At 42.1% G+C, this 23070-nt stretch carries 17 protein-coding genes; 8 read left to right on the top strand and 9 right to left on the bottom strand.

From position 1 onward, the window contains the following. Window positions 1-87: 87 nt before the first annotated feature. Window positions 88-885, bottom strand: a complete 798-nt coding sequence (gene trmB, locus ACT3RN_RS02225) for a tRNA (guanosine(46)-N7)-methyltransferase TrmB (RefSeq protein WP_192519766.1) — start codon at window positions 883-885, stop codon at window positions 88-90. A 280-nt stretch (window positions 886-1165) separates the two neighbouring features. Between trmB and ACT3RN_RS02220 the strand changes: the two genes are divergently transcribed. Next, the gene (locus tag ACT3RN_RS02220; RefSeq protein ID WP_192519758.1) at window positions 1166-2092 is read left to right on the top strand and encodes a DUF2628 domain-containing protein; all 927 of its coding nucleotides are present in this window, start codon (window positions 1166-1168) and stop codon (window positions 2090-2092) included. 12 nt (window positions 2093-2104) lie between these two features. Here the strand turns inward: ACT3RN_RS02220 and ACT3RN_RS02215 are convergent, their stop codons facing one another. From ACT3RN_RS02215 to gmk, 8 genes are all read right to left on the bottom strand, one after another. Beyond that, the gene (locus tag ACT3RN_RS02215; protein WP_192519757.1) at window positions 2105-3991 is read right to left on the bottom strand and encodes a monovalent cation:proton antiporter-2 (CPA2) family protein; all 1887 of its coding nucleotides are present in this window, start codon (window positions 3989-3991) and stop codon (window positions 2105-2107) included. Window positions 3992-4083: 92 nt separating this feature from the next. Beyond that, the gene (locus tag ACT3RN_RS02210; RefSeq protein WP_192991919.1) at window positions 4084-4788 is read right to left on the bottom strand and encodes a hypothetical protein; all 705 of its coding nucleotides are present in this window, start codon (window positions 4786-4788) and stop codon (window positions 4084-4086) included. A gap of 632 nt (window positions 4789-5420) precedes the next feature. Beyond that, window positions 5421-6605, bottom strand: coding sequence for a cation diffusion facilitator family transporter (locus tag ACT3RN_RS02205; protein ID WP_192991918.1), 1185 nt, complete (start codon window positions 6603-6605; stop codon window positions 5421-5423). A 239-nt stretch (window positions 6606-6844) separates the two neighbouring features. Then, a complete protein-coding gene (locus ACT3RN_RS02200; protein ID WP_192518973.1) occupies window positions 6845-9142 on the bottom strand; it encodes a primosomal protein N' in 2298 nt (765 codons plus the stop codon). A 237-nt stretch (window positions 9143-9379) separates the two neighbouring features. Further along, window positions 9380-9760 (bottom strand): RidA family protein, encoded by a 381-nt coding sequence (locus ACT3RN_RS02195; protein ID WP_057761400.1) that lies wholly within the window; start codon window positions 9758-9760, stop codon window positions 9380-9382. Between the two features lie 216 nt (window positions 9761-9976). Further along, the gene (locus ACT3RN_RS02190) at window positions 9977-12175 is read right to left on the bottom strand and encodes a RelA/SpoT family protein (RefSeq protein WP_192518974.1); all 2199 of its coding nucleotides are present in this window, start codon (window positions 12173-12175) and stop codon (window positions 9977-9979) included. 332 nt (window positions 12176-12507) lie between these two features. After that, window positions 12508-12768 carry a DNA-directed RNA polymerase subunit omega gene (gene rpoZ, locus ACT3RN_RS02185; protein WP_192518975.1) on the bottom strand — a complete coding sequence of 87 codons (261 nt, stop codon included), beginning with the start codon at window positions 12766-12768 and terminating at the stop codon, window positions 12508-12510. Window positions 12769-12932: 164 nt separating this feature from the next. Next, window positions 12933-13571, bottom strand: a complete 639-nt coding sequence (gene gmk / locus ACT3RN_RS02180) for a guanylate kinase (RefSeq protein WP_192518976.1) — start codon at window positions 13569-13571, stop codon at window positions 12933-12935. A 320-nt stretch (window positions 13572-13891) separates the two neighbouring features. Here gmk and ispH point away from each other — a divergent pair, with 320 nt between their 5' ends. The 7 genes from ispH to fghA all read left to right on the top strand — a co-directional run bounded on the left by ispH (window position 13892) and on the right by fghA (window position 22865). After that, a complete protein-coding gene (gene ispH, locus ACT3RN_RS02175) occupies window positions 13892-14848 on the top strand; it encodes a 4-hydroxy-3-methylbut-2-enyl diphosphate reductase (protein WP_192518977.1) in 957 nt (318 codons plus the stop codon). A gap of 145 nt (window positions 14849-14993) precedes the next feature. Then, window positions 14994-15239, top strand: coding sequence for a hypothetical protein (locus tag ACT3RN_RS02170; protein ID WP_192518978.1), 246 nt, complete (start codon window positions 14994-14996; stop codon window positions 15237-15239). Between the two features lie 28 nt (window positions 15240-15267). Further along, the gene (locus ACT3RN_RS02165) at window positions 15268-16083 is read left to right on the top strand and encodes a thioesterase family protein (RefSeq protein WP_192518979.1); all 816 of its coding nucleotides are present in this window, start codon (window positions 15268-15270) and stop codon (window positions 16081-16083) included. A gap of 283 nt (window positions 16084-16366) precedes the next feature. Then, entirely contained in the window at window positions 16367-17845 is a 1479-nt protein-coding gene (locus tag ACT3RN_RS02160) for a catalase (protein ID WP_225739131.1), read from the top strand. Between the two features lie 259 nt (window positions 17846-18104). After that, window positions 18105-20066 (top strand): molecular chaperone HtpG, encoded by a 1962-nt coding sequence (gene htpG / locus ACT3RN_RS02155; RefSeq protein ID WP_192991916.1) that lies wholly within the window; start codon window positions 18105-18107, stop codon window positions 20064-20066. Window positions 20067-20390: 324 nt separating this feature from the next. Continuing rightward, window positions 20391-21872, top strand: coding sequence for a C13 family peptidase (locus ACT3RN_RS02150; RefSeq protein WP_192991915.1), 1482 nt, complete (start codon window positions 20391-20393; stop codon window positions 21870-21872). A 102-nt stretch (window positions 21873-21974) separates the two neighbouring features. Continuing rightward, window positions 21975-22865: an S-formylglutathione hydrolase gene (gene fghA, locus ACT3RN_RS02145; RefSeq protein WP_192518983.1), complete on the top strand. Its 891-nt coding sequence runs from the start codon at window positions 21975-21977 to the stop codon at window positions 22863-22865. Window positions 22866-23070: the final 205 nt, after the last annotated feature.

Here is a 23070-nt window from a genome sequence, read left to right as displayed (position 1 = left end):
AAGTGACGCCTTGTTTCTTTGTTGTGGTAAACATTAGAGTAAGGTGTTGCTTATTTTTTTCAATGTTTTCTCAATTCTATACAGCCCCTAGTCTTTGATATAGATTAAATCCCATACGCCATGTCCACGCTCTAGACCTCGACGCTCAAATTTGGTCATTGGACGAAAGTCAGGGCGGTCAGTAAAGTTACCTGCACCAGCTTGATTGGTTAACCCCGAAAACGCATCTAATACTTCAACCATCCAAAAAGCATAATGTTCCCAGTCTGTCGCTGTATGGAACCAACCACCTTGTTTTAAGCTACGCGTGACAATCGCCATGCGCTCAGGGCTGACAAAGCGGCGTTTATAGTGGCGCTTTTTTTGCCATGGGTCAGGGAAATAAAGCTGAATACGATCGATATGGTTTTCTGGTAACTGCTTGAGCAATTGAATGGCATCACCGTTAATGATTTTAACATTATGTAAGTTTTGAGTACCTGCCATATAAGCGCATTTACCAATACCAGGTTCATGTACTTCAACGCCCACAAAATTGCGAGTGGGCTCTGCTGCTGCCATTTCTATAAATGAATCGCCGAGCCCAAAACCAATCTCTAGAGTAAGTGGTGCGTCACTACCATTAGGGCTATCAGTGAATAGCGTTCTTAGGTTATGGATACCTTCTAGATCGCCATCACCAAAACTGTTATTGACCAAATATTCAGCAAATGCTGGATCGGTCAGTGCCAATTCGGCGTTTTTATTCATGTGCGTACGTCGTTTCATAAACGTATTGACGATACGAATATGTTTGCTTTCTTCAGTATTGGTACTAGAGGCTACTGTATCATCAGTAGTATTGGTACTATCGATGTTATCGTTCATATTAGGATGTTGACTCATAGGTTTGACAAGGCTTAATAGAATGGGTGAGGTACGCTCATTATAAGTTAAATCGATACGCCTGTGAACGGACAATACTCTTTTAATCAAGTGTACATATCTAGACGATTGAGTACACTATTTTGCTACCGTTTTATTGTTTTATGCGCAGGTTTTAGCATTATCATATAATAGTTCTAGGGCGTGTTGACTATTCACAAATAGGTACTGCCATGGTCGAACGATCAAGTATGCCCTAATTGATTTTATTTTTTATTTATAGCAAGTAAGGCTTATCACTATGTTATTTATTGAGACAGATTCGCCACCACCGTTTTATCAGGACAAGCTGTCTTCTGCTAAGCGTCAACAACTCGATAAATGGTTTATTGGTCATCGTAGCCAGCACTATTATTTGAAACGCTTTGAGCAGTTTGATAAGCAAGGCTATCTGTCACCAAAGTGGCACTGGGCAGCATTTTTTATGACGTTTCCGTGGCTACTCTACCGTAAACGATATATGGATGCCATTGTATATAGTGTGGCAGGTTGGTCTTTTATTCAGCTTAATGTTGCATTGGTATTGGTGGCTTTTGAGTTTGTGGCAATGTCTTATATTCCCAATGCTTATCAAATGGCTACGCGTATCGGTATTGCTGCAATTATCTGGATATTTTGGTCATTTATGGTCGCACGTTGGACGGATGCTTATTATTATCGAATGGCCCGACGTGAGATTGCGGATGCTATCGAGGATTATCCGAGAGATGAAGCTGCTCAGAAATCACACCTGAGACGAGAGGGTGGCGTGAGTTTGTTTGGTTTAGGTTTGGGGTTTGGTTTTTTTGCTTTTACCTTGATGGTGATTAAGGTGCAGTTTTTACCGATTGTCGCTAAGCCAAAAGCGAATGAAGTGGTATTTGATGCTTATGACACGGTTAAAACGACACAAAATCGTGTAGCATTGCTCTATCAGAAAACAGGAGAATGTCCGGTTGATTTGCCTTTGGATATGGAAACTGAGCAAGTAAGTATTGATATTAATACCACGACTGCTGGAGTAGAAACAGATTGTGCCGTGATTGCGACGATCCAGAACATCAAGTTTCCGATACGCTATCTGAATGATCAGACATTGGTGTTTTACCATGTACCAGACAGCGAAAATTGGAGCTGTATGACGTCGCTGAACAGCCAGAAAGCCCCGCCAAGCTGCTTGCCTGACTAGGGCTTCACGCTATTATTTTTTAGCGTCTGTTACGATATCATCTTTTTCATCGACTGGTGTTGCTTGGCTCTTTAATGCGTCATAAAAGTCAGTTAAGTCCATTTTTCGTGCTTTACCAATGTCTTCATCAAATAAGCTTTCAAGCTCTGCCATGGCTGATTGTGCCGATTCAATCATGCTGGCTTCATCATCATAAATGGCTTGCTGACGTTCAATCAAGTCATCATCATAGTCGCGGAACGTTTGCACTGTCTCGCGTGCTTTTTCTGGAGAGATACCAAGTAGTTGTAGTGATTCACGTGACATATCTAAAGAAGACAAATAAGTCTCACGCCAAATATGGCGCACACCCACTTCACGTAAGCGATAATAATGCTGGCGATCACGCGCTCGTGCCAAGATAATTATATCTGGATAGTTTTTGCGTAAGTATTGAGCGGTAGTGATAGAGCGTTCTAGATCATCGATAGCGAGAATAAACACACGTGCTTTTTGGATGCCAGCGGCGCGTAAGATTTCAGGATTCTTTGGGTCACCATAGTAAACTTGGTTACCGAACTTACGGACGAAGTCTACTCGGTTTGCAGAGCGTTCAATAGCGGTGAATTCAATATCATGCATCCGTAGTACACGACCGATGATCTGACCGACACGGCCAAAACCGGCAATAATGACTTGATGCTCATGATCTGGAATCGTATCGTATTCGCGGTTTGGTTTGCTCTTGGCAAATAAGGGCTCACCGATTTTTTCTAATAATAAAAATGCCAGTGGTGTGAGCGCCATTGAGATGGTAACAATCAGGTTTAGGGTGTTGGCAAGCTCAGGACGCAGGACATTTTGTGCAGTGGCGACACTGAATAAGACAAAAGCAAATTCACCCCCTTGTGCGAGTGTCACACCTAGCCTAAAGCTGGTTGGCCAGCGATTGCCTAATACTTTTGCAATTAAGGTAATAACACCAAACTTGATAAATATTAATGCCACTGCACAGCCGATAATAAAGACTGGCTTGGCTAAAATGAGGTTGACATCGGTCAGCATACCAACCGACATAAAAAACAAGCCCAATAAAAGTCCTTTGAAAGGTTCAATACTGGCTTCTAGTTCGTGACGATATTCGGAATCTGCTAACAAGACACCCGTTAAGAATGCACCTAATGCCATCGATAGCCCGATTTGACCCATTAAAATAGACACACCCATCACAATAAATAGAGCGACTGCAGTTAGTAGTTCTGATGCACCACTTGATGCCACAAATTTAAAGAAGGGTCGAACAACATAGCGACTAGCAAAAATCAGCCCAGCAAATACGGCAAATACTTTACCAAAATAAATCAAGTCGTAGCTTTGTTCACGCACTCCTGATAAAAAAGGAATGACGGCTAATAAGGGGATAACGGCAATATCTTGGAATAATAAGATAGTGAAGGCTTCTCGACCATGCGTGCTTGCAAGCTGCTGTTTTTCAGTTAATATCTGCAGTACAAAAGCAGTAGAAGAGAGAGCCAGACCAAATCCGACAATAAAAGCAGTGTCTAGCTGTAAGGAAAAAAACTGATGCAAAAGTAACATCAGAAGTGAGCCAGTTAGGCCGACTTGCAATCCACCAAGTACAAATATAGAGCGCCGTAATGCCCATAGTCGTGAGGGTTGAAGCTCAAGACCAATGATAAATAGCAGCATAACCACACCAAACTCAGAAAAGTGTAATAAGCTCTCAGCATCACCCGCTACATCTAAGCCACTGGGGCCTAATATGAGACCTGTAATGAGATAACCTAAGACCGTCGCAATACCAAATCGTTTACCAAGGGGTACAAAGAGCAGGGCGGCTCCTAAGAAGATTGTAGCTTGTAACATTAAATTTGGTGAGCCGGCGGCGGCAGCGAGCATTTGATATCCTTAAGTAGTGGTAATAAGAAGGTGTGATAATAAAAAAACAATATAAAGTGGTTATAGTAAAAACGATATGGCGTTAACGTATGTTATTTTTTACGATAAATCTTCCAAATACCATTATCGGCAAGTGGATTGTTATAAGCGTCATTACGGCGCTTACGCGGAGTCTGTCTGCTATCGACTATTTTAAAGTCAGGTAGAGCATGGACGATGAGACCAGTACGATAAAAGCGTACCCGTTCAGGCTCTAGCATCTCACCTTTACTGTCGCGGCAAAATACATAAGCACGCAAATCAATAAACTCACGATGTGCCACTAAGCGTGCCTCATCATCGCTGTCAAACACGGCGGACATACGTGCGACTTCTTCAGCGCTATAATCACCGCACTTATCAGTCAGAGCTCCGACTGAGCCAAAGCTTTTAGATTCTTTGGCACGGGTCTTGGTCAGGTGTAATCTCTGAACATGATAGATAAACTGGGGTATCTCAAGGCTAGCTGGTAGCGGTAGATAGTCTGGCGGTAAGTTGGCTGCAGGATAAAATGCCATGGCACGGTCAATCAAGTTGTGCCAGCGTTGCTCGTAAGCCTGTACTTCTGCCAAGTTGCCTTCATAAATAGGCATATCACGAATTTGGCGCAAAACATCAGGTGGAAACTGCTCATCTCGAAAGCTGGCAATGTCTTCTTGCAGTGTTGATAGCAATACTTTGGCATGCTTTTTACCCTCTGCTGAGATAGGGTCATCAATGTAGCTTGGAGCAACGAAAGGAGCTGAGCGTCTCGACATGGCAAAAGGTCATCAATTGGTTATGAGTAGGGTCTTTAAGTCCTAAGTATACAGAATTTATATTAAAAATATGGCGGCGTGGCTGAATTTTCCATCATTTTTAACAAGCTATTACAATGAAAAAAGCCAGTGTGATATAAATTGATTCAAGACACAGTCTGTTCATTTATCCATAGTTACTTACTTTGAGTGGTTGATATACCTCTCAATAGACAGCGTTGAATGAATTATCGAGACTCACTGCTTAGGAGTGTTTCTGATGAACAATCGTCCTTCGCTACCCGTCATAAATGGCGTGACTGATTGAAAGTATGTGGTGAAATAATATTAAGAATGATCGTGGCAGGAATGGCGCTAGCAGTGGGATTTTGGTTGCTGCATGCGTAAAATATGGCCCCCGCTTATTTGACACCTATCATGACTGATGCATGAGATTTTTGTATTCTAATGACGTTCTTAGAATTGGGGTTAGGTATCCGGTTAATAACAGCGCTTTGACTAATTTAGTGCATACGGCGTTATTATTGCCGTCACTTGATAAAACATCGCCAATCATAGGCGACGTTTAAATGGATATTTAAATGAAGGATAGTATTTTCAATGTTGAATGTCTGATTTTCAATGTCTCATGCTTAATGATTGTGACCAATGTGACTGTTATTATTTGTTTGTTGTTCTGAGATATCGCAGACCAGCGCATCGCTATGTGCCTCAGTCTGAGGGTGCGATGCGCTTTCTACCTGTATGGTCGCATGATGAATACCAAGCGTGAGCAAGCTTTGTTCTAAATTGGCAATCAATATGCTTGATTCATGAATATTCATCTCGCCATCGACAACAACGTGACAAGATAAGGCATTTAGACCACTGGTAATACTCCAAATATGCAAATCATGGACTTTTTGCACTTGCGGATGGGCAAGTAGTTTTTCTTCGACATCCACCAAGGATATGCCTTCTGGCGTGCCTTCCATCAAAATATGTACGGAATCACGCACAACGCGGTAACCACTAAATAAAATCAGTATGGCGACAATCACTGAGGCCACTGCATCCGCCCAAACCCAGCCAAAGCTCATCATTAAAAGCGCCGCAACAATAGCGGCAACTGAACCCATTAAGTCACTTAATACATGCAGGTAAGCACTTTGCATATTAAGGTTGACTGGTTCTTTTCCCTCATTTTTCCCTTGACTATCCTCGTGACTACCACTGTGACTTTGACCATGCGTATCTCCATCGCGACTGCCGCGATGCATCATCCAAGCGACCAAAATATTGACTAGCATACCGATAGTGGCCACGATAAGCATGCCTTGGGTAGCAATTTCAGGCGGTGAATTGAAACGTTTAATCGCTTCATAAAAAATCATTAGCGCAATCATGACCAGCGTCGCACCATTGACTGTCGCGACTAAAATCTCAAAGCGCTTATAGCCAAACGTCTTTTGGTGAGTAGCTGCTTTTTCACCAATCTTAAATGCCATCAAAGTGGCACCAAGTGCCACGGCGTCACTGAGCATGTGACCAGCATCAGATAATAGCGCCAAACTGCCAGTCAGCCAGCCACCGATTGCTTCAATAAACATATAGCCAGTGATAATGATAAAGCTGAACAGTAAGGTGCGTTGATAACCTTTAGTGTCTCGCGGGGCTGTTGTTCGCTCTAAGTGCCTATCATGACCGTGATTTTGAGTGGCTTGATGGTCATGAATGTAGCTGCTTTCATCATTTTTATGCAGATGATTAGACACATTAACAGTATCACTCTGATGAGAATGATTGTCTTGTTTAGGGTTTGAATTTTTTTGATTCATAACAACAATACTCAAGCTTGCTTTAATTTAGATTAAGTAACGAATATCAGTTTAGTATTTTTGCGAATAGACTTTATAAAAAGTAAATAATAAATTCTTGCAAGATACATCAAGCGATCATTTATGAATCTAACATAGTCGGGTATTAGAAACTGTAACGACGAGGTACAATAATGCAGGTCAGATACTATTTATCGAAAACAGCAGGCTGTGATTTGTATAAATGCAAGACGCTGAGGTTACCAACCGACAGGGTCGATATCCAAAGTTAGTTTAAGGTACTTGGCACTGGGCAAGGCAAGCACTGGTTGCCACCATTGGTTTAATACATAGTGTAGTTGCCTGCGCTCTTTGGCTAACAGTAGTAACTGAACATGATAGCGGCTGTTCTTTTTACTCATTGGTGCATCGATCGGACCCAGTACAGCGAGGCTGTGTGCATTTGGTAGAATGCTAATCGCATCTTTGAGCGCTTGGGTGGGGGCTGCAAGTGTTTTGCCTTCACAGCGTATCAATGCGGCATGAGTATGAGGTGGTAAGCCCATCATTTTACGCTCTTGCAGCAATTCACGAGCAAAGGATAGGTATCCGTCTTTTACCAGCTTTAATAATAGCTCATTATCAGGCTGCAAGGTTTGAATCAGTACTTGCCCAGACTTATCACCACGTCCAGCGCGTCCCGCTACTTGGATCATAAGCTGTGCGGTATGCTCAGGTGAGCGAAAATCTGCTGATAGAAATCCACGATCAGCATTAGGCAAACAAACGAGTGTGACATTAGGAAAGTGATGACCTTTTGCGACCATTTGCGTACCGACTAGGATGGCAGGCTTGCCTTCATTGATGCGTTGATAGATATTCTCCCAGCTGTCTTTACGTCGAGTGGTATCACGATCGATTTGAATAATAGGATATAGCTCTTTGCTGGTTTGCGGATTGGCAAAAATAGCGTGTAGGTTTTCGCTTAGTCTTGTCGTGCCCATCCCTTTGGTATCTAAATTTTGACTACCACAATCAGGGCACACTGTTGGAATATAGGACTGCCAGTCGCAATGATGGCATTTTAAATAAGAGCTACCGGCGTAAGTGTTGTGTTGGGACTGGCTATTATAATGAACGGTCAAATGCGCATCGCAGCGTGGACAATCTGCCTGCCAGCCGCAGGCTTCGCATAATAAAACAGGGGCATAGCCGCGACGGTTTAAAAATATTAAGACCTGATTGCCTGCCTCTAGCGTTTCTCGAATCGCGCCAATCAAGGTATCGGTCAAACCTGTGTCATAGCGTGCGCCATCGTCTTGTGTTTGCTGATGGGTGCTCTGTAGGCGAGCATCGATGAGTTGCATGGTGGCAGGATTGGCATTGCCTGGACGGGTTAGTAATTGGCATTCTAGGAGCTTGCCGTCATCAACCAGTTTTAAGTGTTCAAGAGAAGGCGTAGCCGTACCAAGCACTACAGGGATATTGGCTTGTAGCCCTCGGTATAGTGCAACGTCAGCGGCATGATAACGCAATGTATCTTGCTGTTTATAAGAGCCATCATGTGCCTCATCGACGACGATTAGCCCCAAATTGGCAAATGGATATAACAGTGATGAGCGTGTGCCGATGATGATTTGTGCATGACCTGTGCGGCAATCTTGCCATCCTTGTAAGCGATGCGTGTTGTTCAATCCAGAATGCAGCAACACAATATGTGCTGAGAACCGACTGGCAAAACGTGCGCGAGTCTGCGGTGTTAATCCGATCTCTGGCACTAAAATTAAGACTTGCTTACCAGCTTCTAATACTGCCTGCATCGCCTGTAGGTATACTTCAGTCTTGCCGCTACCAGTAATGCCGTTCAGTAAAAATCCGCTATAGCGCTCAGAGTTATGGGCAGCGACAATGGCGTCAACGGCACGCTGTTGCTCATCGTTGAGATCAAGCGGCATTTTTGCGAGTTTGACAGGTGAAGGGCTTTGTTTCGGTTCAATATAGCGCTCGATGAGGCCTTTTTCTTCCAATGTTTTTAAAAAGCTACGCTGCATTCCCTCCAGTAATAAAACATCTTCACTTGCGCCGCGCTCACCATGCAGTTTGAGCATATCAAATTGCTGTTTCTGCTTTTTTGCATTGGTACGGAAATCTTCGTCACTGACATGCGGTAAAATCCGCCAATGTGTAATCAGCAAATCTAATGGTTTGCCCTGACGAACGAGAGTAGGCAAGATAACCGCGAAAACATCACCAAGAGGATAATGGTAATAACGCGATAACCAAGCGGCGAGCTTGAGCATGTTGTCATCTAAAATTGGTTCAGCATCCAAACACCTATTGATAGGTTTGAGCTTATTGATGGGCACGCTGCTATCAGCTTCAGAAATATGAGCAATCACAATACCGATTAAAGTTTGACGACCGAATGACACTTCGACGCGGCTGCCAAGAGGTGGCATGGGAGTCGGTGCGGTATTTGGTAACGTATGGATATCTGCTGGCAGGCTATAATCAAATACCCGATAGAGGGGCACAGGCAGAGCAACTTGTACCAACATAGAATACCCCTATAGCTTATCAATGGTTGAATAATATACTGGTGCGAATGGTAAAAGTAAGTGCAAAATACATGCGATGACGAAGCGAAAGTGATGAAGCATAAGTAATGAAGCGTAGATGATGAAGTATGATAGCAATAAGCCCAAATAACTATATTTGGGCTTAATTTGGGCTTATTTTAAAATGGGCTTAGGTACTTAAGGTCTTTCGAAGCTAAGTACTGTCACTCACTATTACTATTCGATGTATAAGATAGACTCAATCTCGACCACACCACCTTTAGGTAATGCTGCTACTTGGACGGCAGCACGAGCAGGATACGGCTCGCTTAAATTGGCAACGAATACTTCGTTCAATACCGCAAAATCACTCAAATCAGTTAACGACACATTGAATTTAACCACGTCATTTAAACTGCCACCAGCAGCTTCACAGATAGCTTTGATATTTTCAAATACTTGTTCTGCTTGTGCTTTAAAGCCTTCTCTTAGCTCCATTGTATCAGGATCAAAGCCCAATTGACCTGAAATATAAACAGTGTTGCCGACTTTTACCGCTTGAGAATAAGTACCAACGGCCGCAGGCGCTTTATCAGTTTGAATAGTTTGACGAGTCATGTTTTTTTCCTTTTTATACTTTTCTGGTTTGGTAGATAGTTGCATATCATCATTTAGTAAAATCCAAACTTACCTATGCAAATGATGGTATGCATCAATTTTTTGTATCAACAATTAAGTGAGTCAGTTTATCATTATTTTTACGTTTTCTAAAATTGCCACATCAAATATTAATCATTTTATTAAGTGGTTATTGATGATAGATCATGGTGATTACTATAGTTGATACAGACGCATGATATTCGGAAAACCAAGTAATGAACGTAGCTCTCGAATACCCTGTGCTAAATGATTGCGACTACGGACAATGATATGAATGATGGTATCACTACTTCGGACATCGACGGCTTCAATACCCATATTCAACTGACGTAAATGATAAATAACTTCAGTGATTTGTTCGTCGCTGAGGGCGATAGATAGCTTCAAATAAGCATGAAAGCGAATTTTTCCAGTGTTTTTTATATCGTATTCATCTGGGCTGCCTTGTTTGACTGCTTCATCACTGCGCCAGCGTAGCTGAATTACCTGATAAGGATTGTCTTTGCGAATCTCATCTAAGGAGAAGCATTTGTGTCGATGTACGACCAAGCCATGACGTGATAGGTGACCGACGATAGGGTCGCCATAAATGGGGTGGCAACAGTTGGCAAAGTCTAGTTCTACTCCAGATGTGTTAACGATTAACTGCTGTGGTTGGGTCATGTCCTCGCTATGTTCCCGTGCTTGCAAGTCACGTACTTCATCACTGAATAAGCGAGTCACGATGAGCTGTGGTAGTAGTGTACCGGAGCTTATTTGTTCAAACAGTGCGTCTTTTTCTGTTAGTCCACGCCATTCTGTTAGGTTTTTCCAGTCACTTTCTGTTAGATCATCTAGGTTTTTTTGATAGGTTCTTAGCGCTCTAGCTAATGCTTGCTGACCGTGAAGTTTTTTGTCTGCAGCAGATAGGTCTTTAAACCATCGCAAAATCTCTTCGCGAGCTTTATTGGTCACCACAAAACCTAGCCACTCTGCTTTGGGTTCTGAGTGTTTATCAACTTCAATTTCGACAAGCTGCCCATTTTTTACGACTGTACCGAGTTTGGCTGTTTTACCTTCTATATTAGCGCCAATGGCTACATTACCTACCATAGGTCCGACGGCATAAGCGAAATCTAGCGCGGTTGCACCTTGTGGTAGTTCATAGGCGCGGCCTTTTGGGCTATAACAGATTATTTTGCTGGAATGTAGGTAATCCATGAGCTCATTAATCGTAGCGACGGCTGCGGAAAAATCGGGGCTCTGTTCATTTAAATTGTCTTCATCGACCAAGTCTTTCATATTACGCAAGGAGGCTTGAATGACGGATTGACTGACATCGGAGGCGTGCTCTGCACCAATAACGCCAAGCCTTGCTGCGCTCTGCATTTGCTTGGTTAAAATAGTTACTTTGACCACATCGTTATCACGCTCATAGATTAGCGTCAGCGATTGATTTCCGCCGGGTAGCGGCCGACGAATATTATCAGCAATATGTGTATCATCAATCTGATACTTTTTGATCAAATAATAAGCCAGCTTGTCACAAGCATCGACATTATCTAAGACAATTTCAAAAGCATAATGACGTAGTAGAGCATTGATTTCTCCACGATTGCGGAAAAACTGACGGTATATCACCACGCGATTGTCCAAGACAGTGACCAGTCCATTCAATCCTAAATTATTGAGCACAATACTCAAGTAGCGATGAATGGCTTCTCTCTGAAAGTTACGTCCTAGACCATGCTGCAGTAATTTATCAGACAGTTTGTTGTACATGTCAGAGTCAAGATTTCGATAACAAAGTACCTCAATATAGTCAGCAATGTCGTTGAGACCCATTAAACGCGCAAATGGCACATAAAAGTCCAATGTTTCTTGTGCAGTGGCACGCTGCTTTTCGGGACGTACCGCATCAAGTGTAGACATATTATGTAAGCGATCAGCAAGCTTGATGATTAGCACACGCGGATCAGCAAGTGTGGCTGTCAAAATCTTATGAAAAGTGGCGGCTTTATTTTGTTGTTTATTGTGTGAGGATGATTTTAGCTTGGTCACACCATCGACCAATCTTGCCACTACTTTGCCATAGCGCTCCTCAAGTTGTTCGTCGCTCACTTCAGTATCTTCGACGGTATCATGCAAAATTGCGGCAATGATAGTGTCTCGATCTAAGCGAAAACCTGCCAGTATCTCAGCGACTGCAATCGGGTGAGTGATATAAGGTTCCCCTGATTTGCGCTTGTCTTTAATATGCGCAATGTCACCGAACTCACAGGCATCAATAATGTCACAGCGTTCATTAGCAGTGAGATAACCTACTGAACGTAGCAAGTTGTATTGAGCGTCATCGACTAGGTGATGACTGAGTTTGGGTAAGGTTTGACTCATAAAGTAACGATCCTGTTTTTCATTACCTATCTGCCTGACTGTCTATCGAGGTAAATGGTGACTGAGTGAGTGCTGGAATACTAAAAATTTTGAGAAAAAGCTGAAAATGAATGAGTAATCCTCTAATTAATCGTAAATCACATTCAATGTCAACTGCTAAGCGAGTCGGGATGATAAAAATTTATAAATTCTAGGCGAATGTGAGATTGTGAAGTATCAATCATGATTAAAACAGCCCAAATGCTATCGTTATAATAATAAAAACCACAGACTATGCTGTGGTTTTTATTATTAAGATGTTATCACTATACCTTATCTTAGCAAGTCATTCATTAAAAGCTATGATCGCCTGATAGCGCTAAATCTAGTGAACTGGTCGCAAAGTTGTGCTCTGGCTGATTGATGATATCGCGAGTGATTTTACCAGCCGCAATTTCACGTAATGCCAATACAGTAGGCTTGTCGTTATCAACGTCAACCATTGGCTCAGCGATACCTTTGGCCAATTGACGTGCACGCTTGCTTGCCACTAAAATCAGCTCAAAGCGATTATCAACATTATCCAAACAATCTTCAATCGTCACTCGTGCCATAAATAGCTACCTCAGTTGTTTTTATTAGTGACGGACCTTGCCCGCTACTCAATAAAAATAATATCAAAAATATAAAAGGGGAATAGCTAGACATTATAGCATTTTTTGCTCAAGCGCGTAGTTGCTTTTTATCTCGATGCGTTCAATTAGCAGATAATTTGATTCTAGTGCTCGCTTTTTGCATCTGTTTTATTACCGAGTAAGTTGCTAATAGTACGATGATAGCGCTGCTGTTGACGTTTTAAAGTTTGTCTATCAGCCACGATGATAGCTTTTAATTCTGTCAGAGCCACTTCAAAGTTGTCATTAATAATTACAAAATCAGCGTTCACATACTGTGACATCTCATTGACTGAACCTGCCAAACGCTGCTCAATAACCTCTATACTATCTTGTGCACGAGTTGATAAGCGTTGACGCAAAGTGGCAATACTTGGCGGTAGAATAAAAACCATTGTTGCTTCTGTAAATATTTCTTTGACTTGTAATGCACCTTGCCAGTCAATCTCTAAAATGACATCAACGCCTGCCTCTAGTTGTGAACGTACGCTTTGTTCGGAAGTACCGTAATAGTTACCAAAAACTTCGGCATGCTCTAAAAAACTGCCTTCATCAATAGCATTTTTGAACGTGTTTATATCAGTAAAGTGATAATGATGACCGTCAATCTCGCCAGGACGCGGTGAACGTGTTGTGTGTGAGACGCTGACGGTTAAGTCATTGGTGGTGGCAAGTAATTGCTTTACCAGTGAGGTTTTACCTGTACCGGAGGCTGCGGTAATAATAAACAATGAACCTGTCATACAATTTGTCCTAATGGAATGTGTTCTGATAGAAATTAAAGACTGGTAAAAAGAAAAATCGCCATCATACAAGGCAATGAAAACCATAATGAATATGTCATTATAAACTGCTTTGATGGTTTTTATTTTACGTAAAGCCACTCTTGCAACGTGTTATTGGCGTATCAGCGATGTACATATTACTGCCTTTAGTACACTACTATTTTCAAGAGTAATGAAAGAAAATTATGCTAAAGTAGCATAATAAATTCGTCCCAATGTTTGAATTGAAGCCTTTAAAATAAGCTTTAACTATAAATTATCTAATGATAGGCCCTTTTATGCAAATTTATCTTGCCAATCCACGTGGGTTTTGTGCTGGTGTGGATCGAGCGATTGCGATTGTAAACGAAGCATTGACACGCTTTGAACCACCTATTTATGTCCGCCATGAAGTGGTACATAACAAATTTGTCGTCTCTGACTTGGCCAATCGTGGTGCCGTCTTCGTTGAAGAGCTTGACGAAGTGCCGGATGGTTCAATCGTCATTTTTTCCGCCCATGGAGTATCAAAGGCGGTCGAAGATGAGGCAGAACGTCGTGATTTGACGGTATTTGATGCGACATGTCCTTTGGTCACTAAAGTACATATTGAAGTGGCCAAGTTTGCACAAGAGGGCATGGATGCGGTACTGATTGGTCATGCTGGGCATCCAGAAGTCGAGGGCACCATGGGACGCTTTAATCGCCGTCATGGTGGACATATTCATTTGGTCGAAAATGAAAGTGATGTCGCCGCATTGACCGTGCAAAACGATGAGCGCTTAGCTTTTGTCACGCAAACGACATTGTCTATGGATGATACAGCACGTGTCATTGATGCATTACGTGACAAATTTCCTAGTATCCAAGGTCCACGTAAAGATGATATTTGCTACGCCACTCAAAACCGTCAAGATGCGGTAAAAGATTTGGCCAGTCGCTGTGAAGTGGTTTTAGTCGTTGGTTCACCAAATTCATCAAACTCTAATCGTCTGCGTGAGTTAGCAGAGCGTATGGATTGTCGCGCTTACTTGATTGACAATGCCCGTGAAATGGATAGCAGTTGGTTGGATGGCGTGCAGAGTATTGGTGTGACTGCTGGTGCATCAGCGCCTGAAGTATTGATTCAAGAAGTACTACAGCAGCTACAAGATTGGGGTGGTGATTTACCTAGCGAGTTGTCAGGTATTGAGGAGAATGTGACGTTCAGTCTGCCTAAAGCATTGCGCATCCCGATTACCCAAGTGGGTAAGTAAGGTCAGATATAGGAGCTTAGGGTATGTCGTTTATTGGCAGTGTTTGATACTGTAAATCTCACCATCTAAATGATGACATGCCTTAACAAAAATCAGCTATTATAAAAGCTGTTGACCAAAAACAACCTACTATGAGCAAAGTAGAATGAAAAAGCAAAAGAGTAGATTTGTCTTAGCAAGTGCCACTCTGACTGAAGTTAATCAGCAATTAAAAATGAATATGTTGGTGACTGTGGTAGTGATATTTGTGCTGTTTATGAACATGATGAAGTTCATGGCAGAAAAAACGTTTTTTTATGCAGCTCTAGTAGTATTGATGGTTGTTTTATTATTTTTTATAAGAAAGGCTCGTAATATTCTCATAATAAGAAAGCAAGAGTTGACGCAATAAAATAAAGAGTACGAAATATAGGACAGTTATGGCAGCTTATTACCAATTTATCAAACGTGAACAGCAGGACGATGGTGTCACTGTTGCTTATTATAAGCCAACTGAGCATGCACAAGGTGCTTGGAATGAGCACGAGCAACACATGGCACCAGCAACAGGATTGCTGACTGCTGAGCTCACAGGCTATGTCCCGCAAGCAAATACCCGTGTTGCTCGTATCAGCCTTGATATTTTAGGGCTGATACCGCTTGATGATTTTACCATTACCACGCGTTGTATTCGTCCAGGCAAGACGATTGAGCTTATTGAGGCGGTAATGAGCAGTCGTGGCCGTGACGCTATCATTGCTCGCGCGTGGCGACTCATGACTCAAGACACCAGCTCGATAGCAGGAATTGAAGATCGAAAAGCCAAACACAAACCTGAAGACTTGCCAGTTTGGAATGATATGCAAGGCTGGCCGGGCGGTTTTATTGAGAGTGTGCGCTTAGTTGCTGACCCTGAGCGTCGACCTGGTAAAGGCATGGTATGGATAACCAATGATGTAGAAATGGTAGAGGGCCAGCTTACTGATGATATGGTGCATTTAGTGGGTATGGTTGATACTGCCAATGGTGTTGTACCGCGACTCGGTCTCGGTTTATCAGGGTTAGAGTGGATGTTTCCTAATACTGATTTACAAATTCACATGCATCGTGTGCCGAAAGGCCGTTGGCTCGGTATCGAAGCTGTACAACAGTACGGCGATGACGGCATAGGGCTTACCAGTGCCGTATTGCATGATGTACATGGGCCTTTTGGGCGTAGTGAGCAAATTCTGACCATTCGTCCGATGCCTCGCTAGTTTTTAACCTTCTCTATTGTTTGGTAAAACAAAACAAAAATATATAGTTAATTTATTTTACAAATTTATAGTAATCGGTTGTAATGGTTCTAACAAAACAATGTTATTGCACTTAAAGGTTACTATGAAAACAGATAGTCGTTTTTCGAAAAAATTTACTACTCTTCTGGATATATTGATAGAAGCTTATTCAGAATAGGTTTTGTACTTTAAATGATTTACTATCCAAAGGAGAAGACCCGTGAGCGATAAAAAATGTCCATACGCACCTACACAGTTAACAATGGGTAATGGTGCACCAGTTGCTGATAATCAAAACAGCATGACCGCAGGTAAGCGCGGACCCTTATTGGCGCAAGATATTTGGCTAAATGAGAAGCTAGGTAACTTTGTTCGTGAGGTTATCCCAGAGCGTCGTATGCATGCCAAAGGTTCTGGTGCATTTGGTACGTTTACTGTGACCAATGACATCAGTCAATATACTCGAGCCAAAATATTCAGTGAAGTGGGCAAGCAGACCGAGATGTTTGCGCGCTTCAGTACAGTTGCAGGTGAGCGTGGTGCTGCTGATGCTGAGCGTGATATTCGTGGCTTTGCGCTAAAATTTTATACAGAAGAGGGCAACTGGGATTTGGTAGGTAATAACACACCAGTATTCTTCTTACGCGATCCACGTAAGTTTCCAGATTTAAACAAAGCCGTAAAACGTGATCCACGTACCAATATGCGCTCGGCGACCAACAACTGGGACTTTTGGACTTTATTACCAGAATCCTTTCATCAGGTTACCGTGGTAATGAGTGATCGTGGTATCCCCGCCTCATATAGAAACATGCATGGTTTTGGCTCGCATACTTATAGCTTTTGGAATGAAGCCAACGAGCGTTTTTGGGTTAAGTTTCATTTTCGTACTCAGCAAGGCATCAAAAATTTGACCGATGCTGAAGCAGCCGAAGTCGTTGCTATGGACCGTGAAAGCAATCAAAAAGACTTATATGATGCCATTGAAAATAGTGATTTTCCAAAATGGAAGCTCTATGTGCAAATCATGCCAGAAGCTGAGGCTGATACCGTTCCTTATCATCCATTTGATTTGACTAAGGTATGGCCAAAAGGTGATTATCCTTTGATAGAGGTTGGTGAGTTTGAATTGAACAAAAACGCTGATAACTATTTTGTTGATGTTGAGCAAGCAGCATTCGCACCAAGTAATTTGGTGCCGGGTATCAGTGTCTCACCAGATAAGATGCTACAAAATCGTTTGATTAACTATGCCGATGCCCAGCGTTATCGTGTTGGTGTTAATCATCAGCAGATTCCTGTCAATAAACCACGCTGCCCAGTGATGAGCAATCACCGTGATGGTCAAGGACGTGTCGATAATAATTATGGTAGTCGTCCACACTATGAGCCAAATAGTTTTAGCCAATGGCAGGAGCAGCCGGATTATGCTGAGCCACCATTGAAAATTGATGGTGATGCAGCACACTATGATTTTCGTGAAGATGATAGCGACTACTTTAGCCAACCCCGTGCGTTATTCAATTTAATGAGTGCTGAGCAGCAGCAAGTATTATTTGAAAATACCGCAAGAAATATGGCTGGCGTACCTGACTTTATTCAGTATCGTCACATTCGTAATTGTAATTGGTGTGACCCTGCTTATGGTGAAGGTGTGGCTAACGCATTAGGTTTAAGCGTTGAAGATGCAATGGCAGCTCGTGACTCAGATCCAGCGCGTCACCTTGCTAGCTGTTTATAATTAATAGGTACCATACGTAGACATGGTACGAAAGCCATTAAGCTTTTGATTTTCAATATAATGACACCACCTTAGGGAACTAGGGTGGTGTTTTTTATTGAATAAATGTTTTTAGCTTGAAATTTTCACCTATGCCCCTATTAGTATAAACAGCTTAATAGTATTTAACGCTAGAGCGGTTTTGATATTATTAGAGCCTTTTTGATGTGTTTTACTGTTACTTATAATAAGTTTTTAATGGAATTTAAAGGAGTGTTTTATGAGTGAAGCAACTCAAGCCGATGGCCTAAACCCTGAATTAAAAAAACATACATTTGAAGCAGAAGTAGCGCAGTTGCTACACTTAGTGACGCATTCGCTATATTCTAATGCGGATATATTTGTGCGTGAGTTGGTCTCAAACGCCTCGGATGCTTGCGATAAATTGCGTTTTGAAGCAAATAATGACGATAGCCTTTATGAAGATGATGGCGAGCTAAAAATTCGTATCGATCTTGATGAAGAGGCGAAAACCATTACCTTTACCGATAATGGTATTGGTATGAATGAAACAGATGCTATTGAAAATTTAGGGACAATTGCTAAGTCAGGTACCAAAGCATTTTTGGATAAATTATCTGAATCACAAAAGCAAGATGGTCAGTTAATTGGACAGTTCGGTGTGGGTTTCTACTCAGGATTTATCGTAGCGGATACGATTAGCGTTGAATCACGCAAAGCTGGAGAGCCTGCTGACAAGGGTGTACGCTGGGTATCAGACGGTACAGGTAGCTTTACAGTAGAACCTATCACAAAGGTCGCTCGCGGCACTGCCATCACTTTGCATCTCAAAGAAGAGTACTCTGAAGGTGAAGACAGCTACTTAGATCGTGGTAAAATTAAGCGTTTAGTCAATAAATACTCAGATCACATCAGCTTACCGATTCAAATGCGTAAAGAAATCTGGCAAGAAGACGTAAAAGAAGATGAGAACGATGACACGCCGGCTAGTGGCGAGATGGTATTGACTGATGAATGGGAAACCATCAACAAAGCCAGTGCATTATGGACACGTTCAGCATCTGAGATTGAAGATGATGAGTATGTTGATTTTTATAAAAACATCTCGTATGACATGGATGCACCGCTTACTTGGACGCACAACCGTGTTGAAGGTCGTGTTCAGTACACTCAATTGTTATATATCCCCAAAAAAGCACCAGCGGATTTGTATACTCGCGAACAGCAACATGGTCTGAAATTGTATGTTAAGCGTGTCTTTATTATGGATGAAGCCGAGCAGCTCCTGCCGATGTACCTACGCTTCGTCAAAGGTGTTATCGACTCAGCCGACTTACCATTGAACGTTAGCCGTGAGCTACTACAAGAGTCACGTGATGTAAAATCTATTCGTGATGGTAACGCTCGTCGTATTCTGACGACATTGGCAAGTTTGGCCAATAGCGAAGACAGCGATAAGCAAGAGAAGTTTGCTCAGTTCTATGCTGAGTTTGGTGATGTCATCAAAGAAGGTTTAGGCGAAGACATGGGCAATCAAGAACGTATTGCCAAGTTGCTTCGTTATGCGACGAGTACAAGTGACAAAGTTGAAACTAGCTTTGAAGACTACAAAGGTCGCATGAAAGAAGGCCAAAAAGCCATCTATTATCTAACAGCTGATAATTTGGCAGCGGCAAAGAACAGCCCTCAGTTAGAGTTGTTCAAAAAGAAAGGCATCGAAGTTATCTTGATGACCAGTCGTGTTGATGAATGGGCAATGAATTTCTTGACCTCATTTGATGAAACACCGCTACAAAACATCGCCAAAGGTGCAGTGGATTTAGGTGATTTGCAAGATGAAGCTGAAAAAGCAGAGGCTGAAAAAGCAGAAGAAAGCTTAAAGCCGGTGGTTGATAAGCTAAAATCTGCTCTAGGCGAACGAGCTAAAGATGTAAAAGTATCCACTCGTTTGGTTGATAGCCCAGCTTGTTTGGTTGTGGGTGAGGGTGAGCTATCACCACAGATGATCCAAATGCTGAAACAGATGGGACAAGATGTACCGGAGAGCAAGCCAACGCTCGAAGTAAACCCTGAGCACCCATTAATCAGAAAACTTGAAAGTAGCGAGCAATTTGATGACTTGGCTCAAGTGATTTTTGATCAAGCATTATTAGCAGATGGTGGTCAACTAGATGATCCAGCGGCTTATCTAAAACGTGTTAATGAGCTATTGATGAAATAATGGTTATTATTTCATCAACAAAGAGGTCTTGCTTGCAAGACCTCTTTTTTATTTTTAATTTGCATATGAGTAATTTTACAAATCAGTCTTATCCTCTAGACTAACAATCCGTTACAATTAAGATAGATTAGCAAGCTAGACTGTTAGTCCTAGTTTTCAGTTTTTGCTTTTCACCTCTTATAATCATTTCATAGTGAATCAAATATAAACTTGCTGTCCATCTGACTCGTTGAAAAGTCAATAAACGATATCAGATGATACAAATAGTAAAACACTTATCATTGGCTCACTTTATTTTTCTCGGCTGGCTAGAGGTTTAAGTCTTTGTCACTTGCGTCGTTAAAAACTGTATCGCTTCAGCGCTTTTCGCTCAACTTCGCTGCCAATATTATTGCCACTTTGTGGATGTTGGTAGGGTCAACCCGTGCGTTTTCTTGGGTCAAACCGACTTTTATGCAGTTTGCTGTGTTTGCACTATCAGCACTTGGTAGCAATGTGCTGTTTTCGTGGTTGGCTGCGGAAAATAGTAGTGTCTTTAATGAGCAGGGGCTGGTTAGCTATTTGATTTGGCCAATGATTATCCTGTTGGGTGGCATTATCTTGGCACGACGTGCAGGCAATCAAGCACTGGTATTTGTACCAGTGGTGTTATGGTTGGTCGCTGATACATTGTCAGCGTTATTACAAAGCTTAGTACAATACTTGAGTAGTTATGGTTGGCTGCCTGATTGGAGCTATTCATTTTTACCCATTTTATTTTTAGTGCTGTTTTTATGGCAGACATTGGCATTACTATGGATTTTTTTCCATCGTTTCCGGCTGCCTTGGTGGGAGCGAGTGATTGTATTGGTAGGTGCTGTTGCACTTTTGACAATTTGGCAGCGTAATGTTACTGACCAACCCATATTTAAGCAGATTCCTATAGAGCCAGTTTTAGAAGAAGCTGCATTATATGAGCAGCCACGTCTATTGCAACAAGCTTTAAATAGTATTGATCCAAGTATCTTGGGAAAAACCGACTGGTACTTTATGGGTGTTGCAGGGTTCTCGGATCAAAATGTCTTCCGTTCTGAAATTAATAAAGTACGTGAGTTATTTGATGTACGCTTTGGTACTAGTGGCCATTCTCTATCATTAATCAATAATACTTATAGCTGGCTAGATGAGCCAATCGCTACCAAAACTAGTATTTTACGCGGTTTAAAAAGAATCGGTCAGCAGATGAATGCTGACGAAGATGTATTATTCCTCACACTATCCTCACATGGCAATGAGAACATCATACAACTCGCCAATCCACCATTAGCAATGGAAAACTTAGATGCAGCCTGGTTACGTGCTGCTTTAGATGATTCAGGCATTCGTTGGCGGGTGATTGTGGTCTCTGCTTGTTATTCAGGATCATTCATCGATGAGTTGGCATCTCCGACCACGGTAGTGATTACAGCATCAGCTACTGAAAAAGCTTCATTTGGCTGTACCAATACCGCAGAGATGACCTATTTTGGTCAAGCGTTTTTCGCTGAAAGCATGCGAGACAACACCAGCTTTGAGTCTGCCTTTAAAGATGCTCGTCTACGTGTCAGTGAAAAAGAGAGTTTGATGGGTTTTGAATCGTCAGACCCGCAGATGTTTATTGGTAGTCTTATGGAAACGGCTTTACCTGCGTTTGAACGAGTACTATTTGATAAAGCACGACCATCAGTTGCTAGCATCACTGAGGACTCCAATACGACTGTTATTCCTATCGGGGATAATAATGAGGTGAGTCCGCCAATGGTGGCGACAGTCATAACCACGGAATAAGTATCTGCTATTCATTTATAAGGGATGACATTATAGAGGCTTTTTGATAGAAGCTTTTATAAGTCATCATGTGTTTTTCTTTAGATAAAAGGAGCGTTACTCATGAATCATTCTTACAATCACAGTTTGTCTGCCAATTCACAACTCACTCAACAAAGTGTGAATCGCTGTTTTGATGGAGAGCAACATTATTATAGCCATCAATCGGCAACGACTAAAACGCCAATGACGTTTAGTGTTTATCTACCGGATGAAGCACTTGCTGGCCGTCTTTGCCCAGCAGTTTTGTATTTATCAGGCCTCACTTGTAATGCTGACAATGTTACGCACAAAGCACATTTTCAACAAAAATGTAGTGATCTTGGCATGATATTTATCGCACCTGACACCTCTCCTCGCAGTAGTGAAGGCAATGATGTGGCCAACGATGAGCGTTATTTTGTTGGGCAAGGCGCTAGTTACTATGTTGATGCCACGCAAGCACCTTGGGCAGAGCATTTTAATATGCAAAGTTACATCGTCGATGAGCTACATGATTTGCTACGTTCAGAGTTCCCGATTCAAAGTATTGGTATCACAGGGCACTCTATGGGTGGTCATGGCGCATTGTTATTAGGCTTTAAGTTTCCAGGAAAATTTGTCAGTGTCTCAGCATTATCGCCAGTATGTGCAGCCAGTGAGTCAGCGTGGGGAGAGGCTGCCTATACAGAATATTTTGGTGATGATAAATCACTATGGTTACAATCAGATGCCTCAAAAGTGATTGAAGAAGTTGGTCAGCAGTATTCGAGTATTTTGGTCGATCAAGGTGCTGATGACAATTTTTTAGCAGAAGGTCAACTACAAACTGCTAAATTGCAGCAAGCTTGTGAAAAAGTAAAACAGCCTTTAACCCTACGCTATCAAGCGGGTCACGATCATAGTTATTACTTTATTCAGAGCATCATTGATGATCATATCGAACATCATTGGCGCATGGCGCAACTTAGCTAGGCACTGATATCGAGCTATTTTCGCTATGCTGTCAGAACTAGAACCGAGTATTTAAAAGGTAAATTTATGGCAAGTTATCAAGACTCAACGGCATTTAATGCTAGTACGCGTTCTGTGTGCGATCAGCAATCAGACGCTAGCGCTGCGAAGTCAGCGCTGGCGACTATGCAAGCAGATATGGATGCAGCGTTAAAGAACAAGCAGC

This window comes from Psychrobacter sp. AOP5-GZ1-6 (assembly GCF_052376345.1).
Taxonomy (GTDB): domain Bacteria; phylum Pseudomonadota; class Gammaproteobacteria; order Pseudomonadales; family Moraxellaceae; genus Psychrobacter.
The sequence above is the reverse complement of the archived record's forward strand: the minus strand, read 5'-3'. Positions and strand labels throughout refer to the sequence as shown.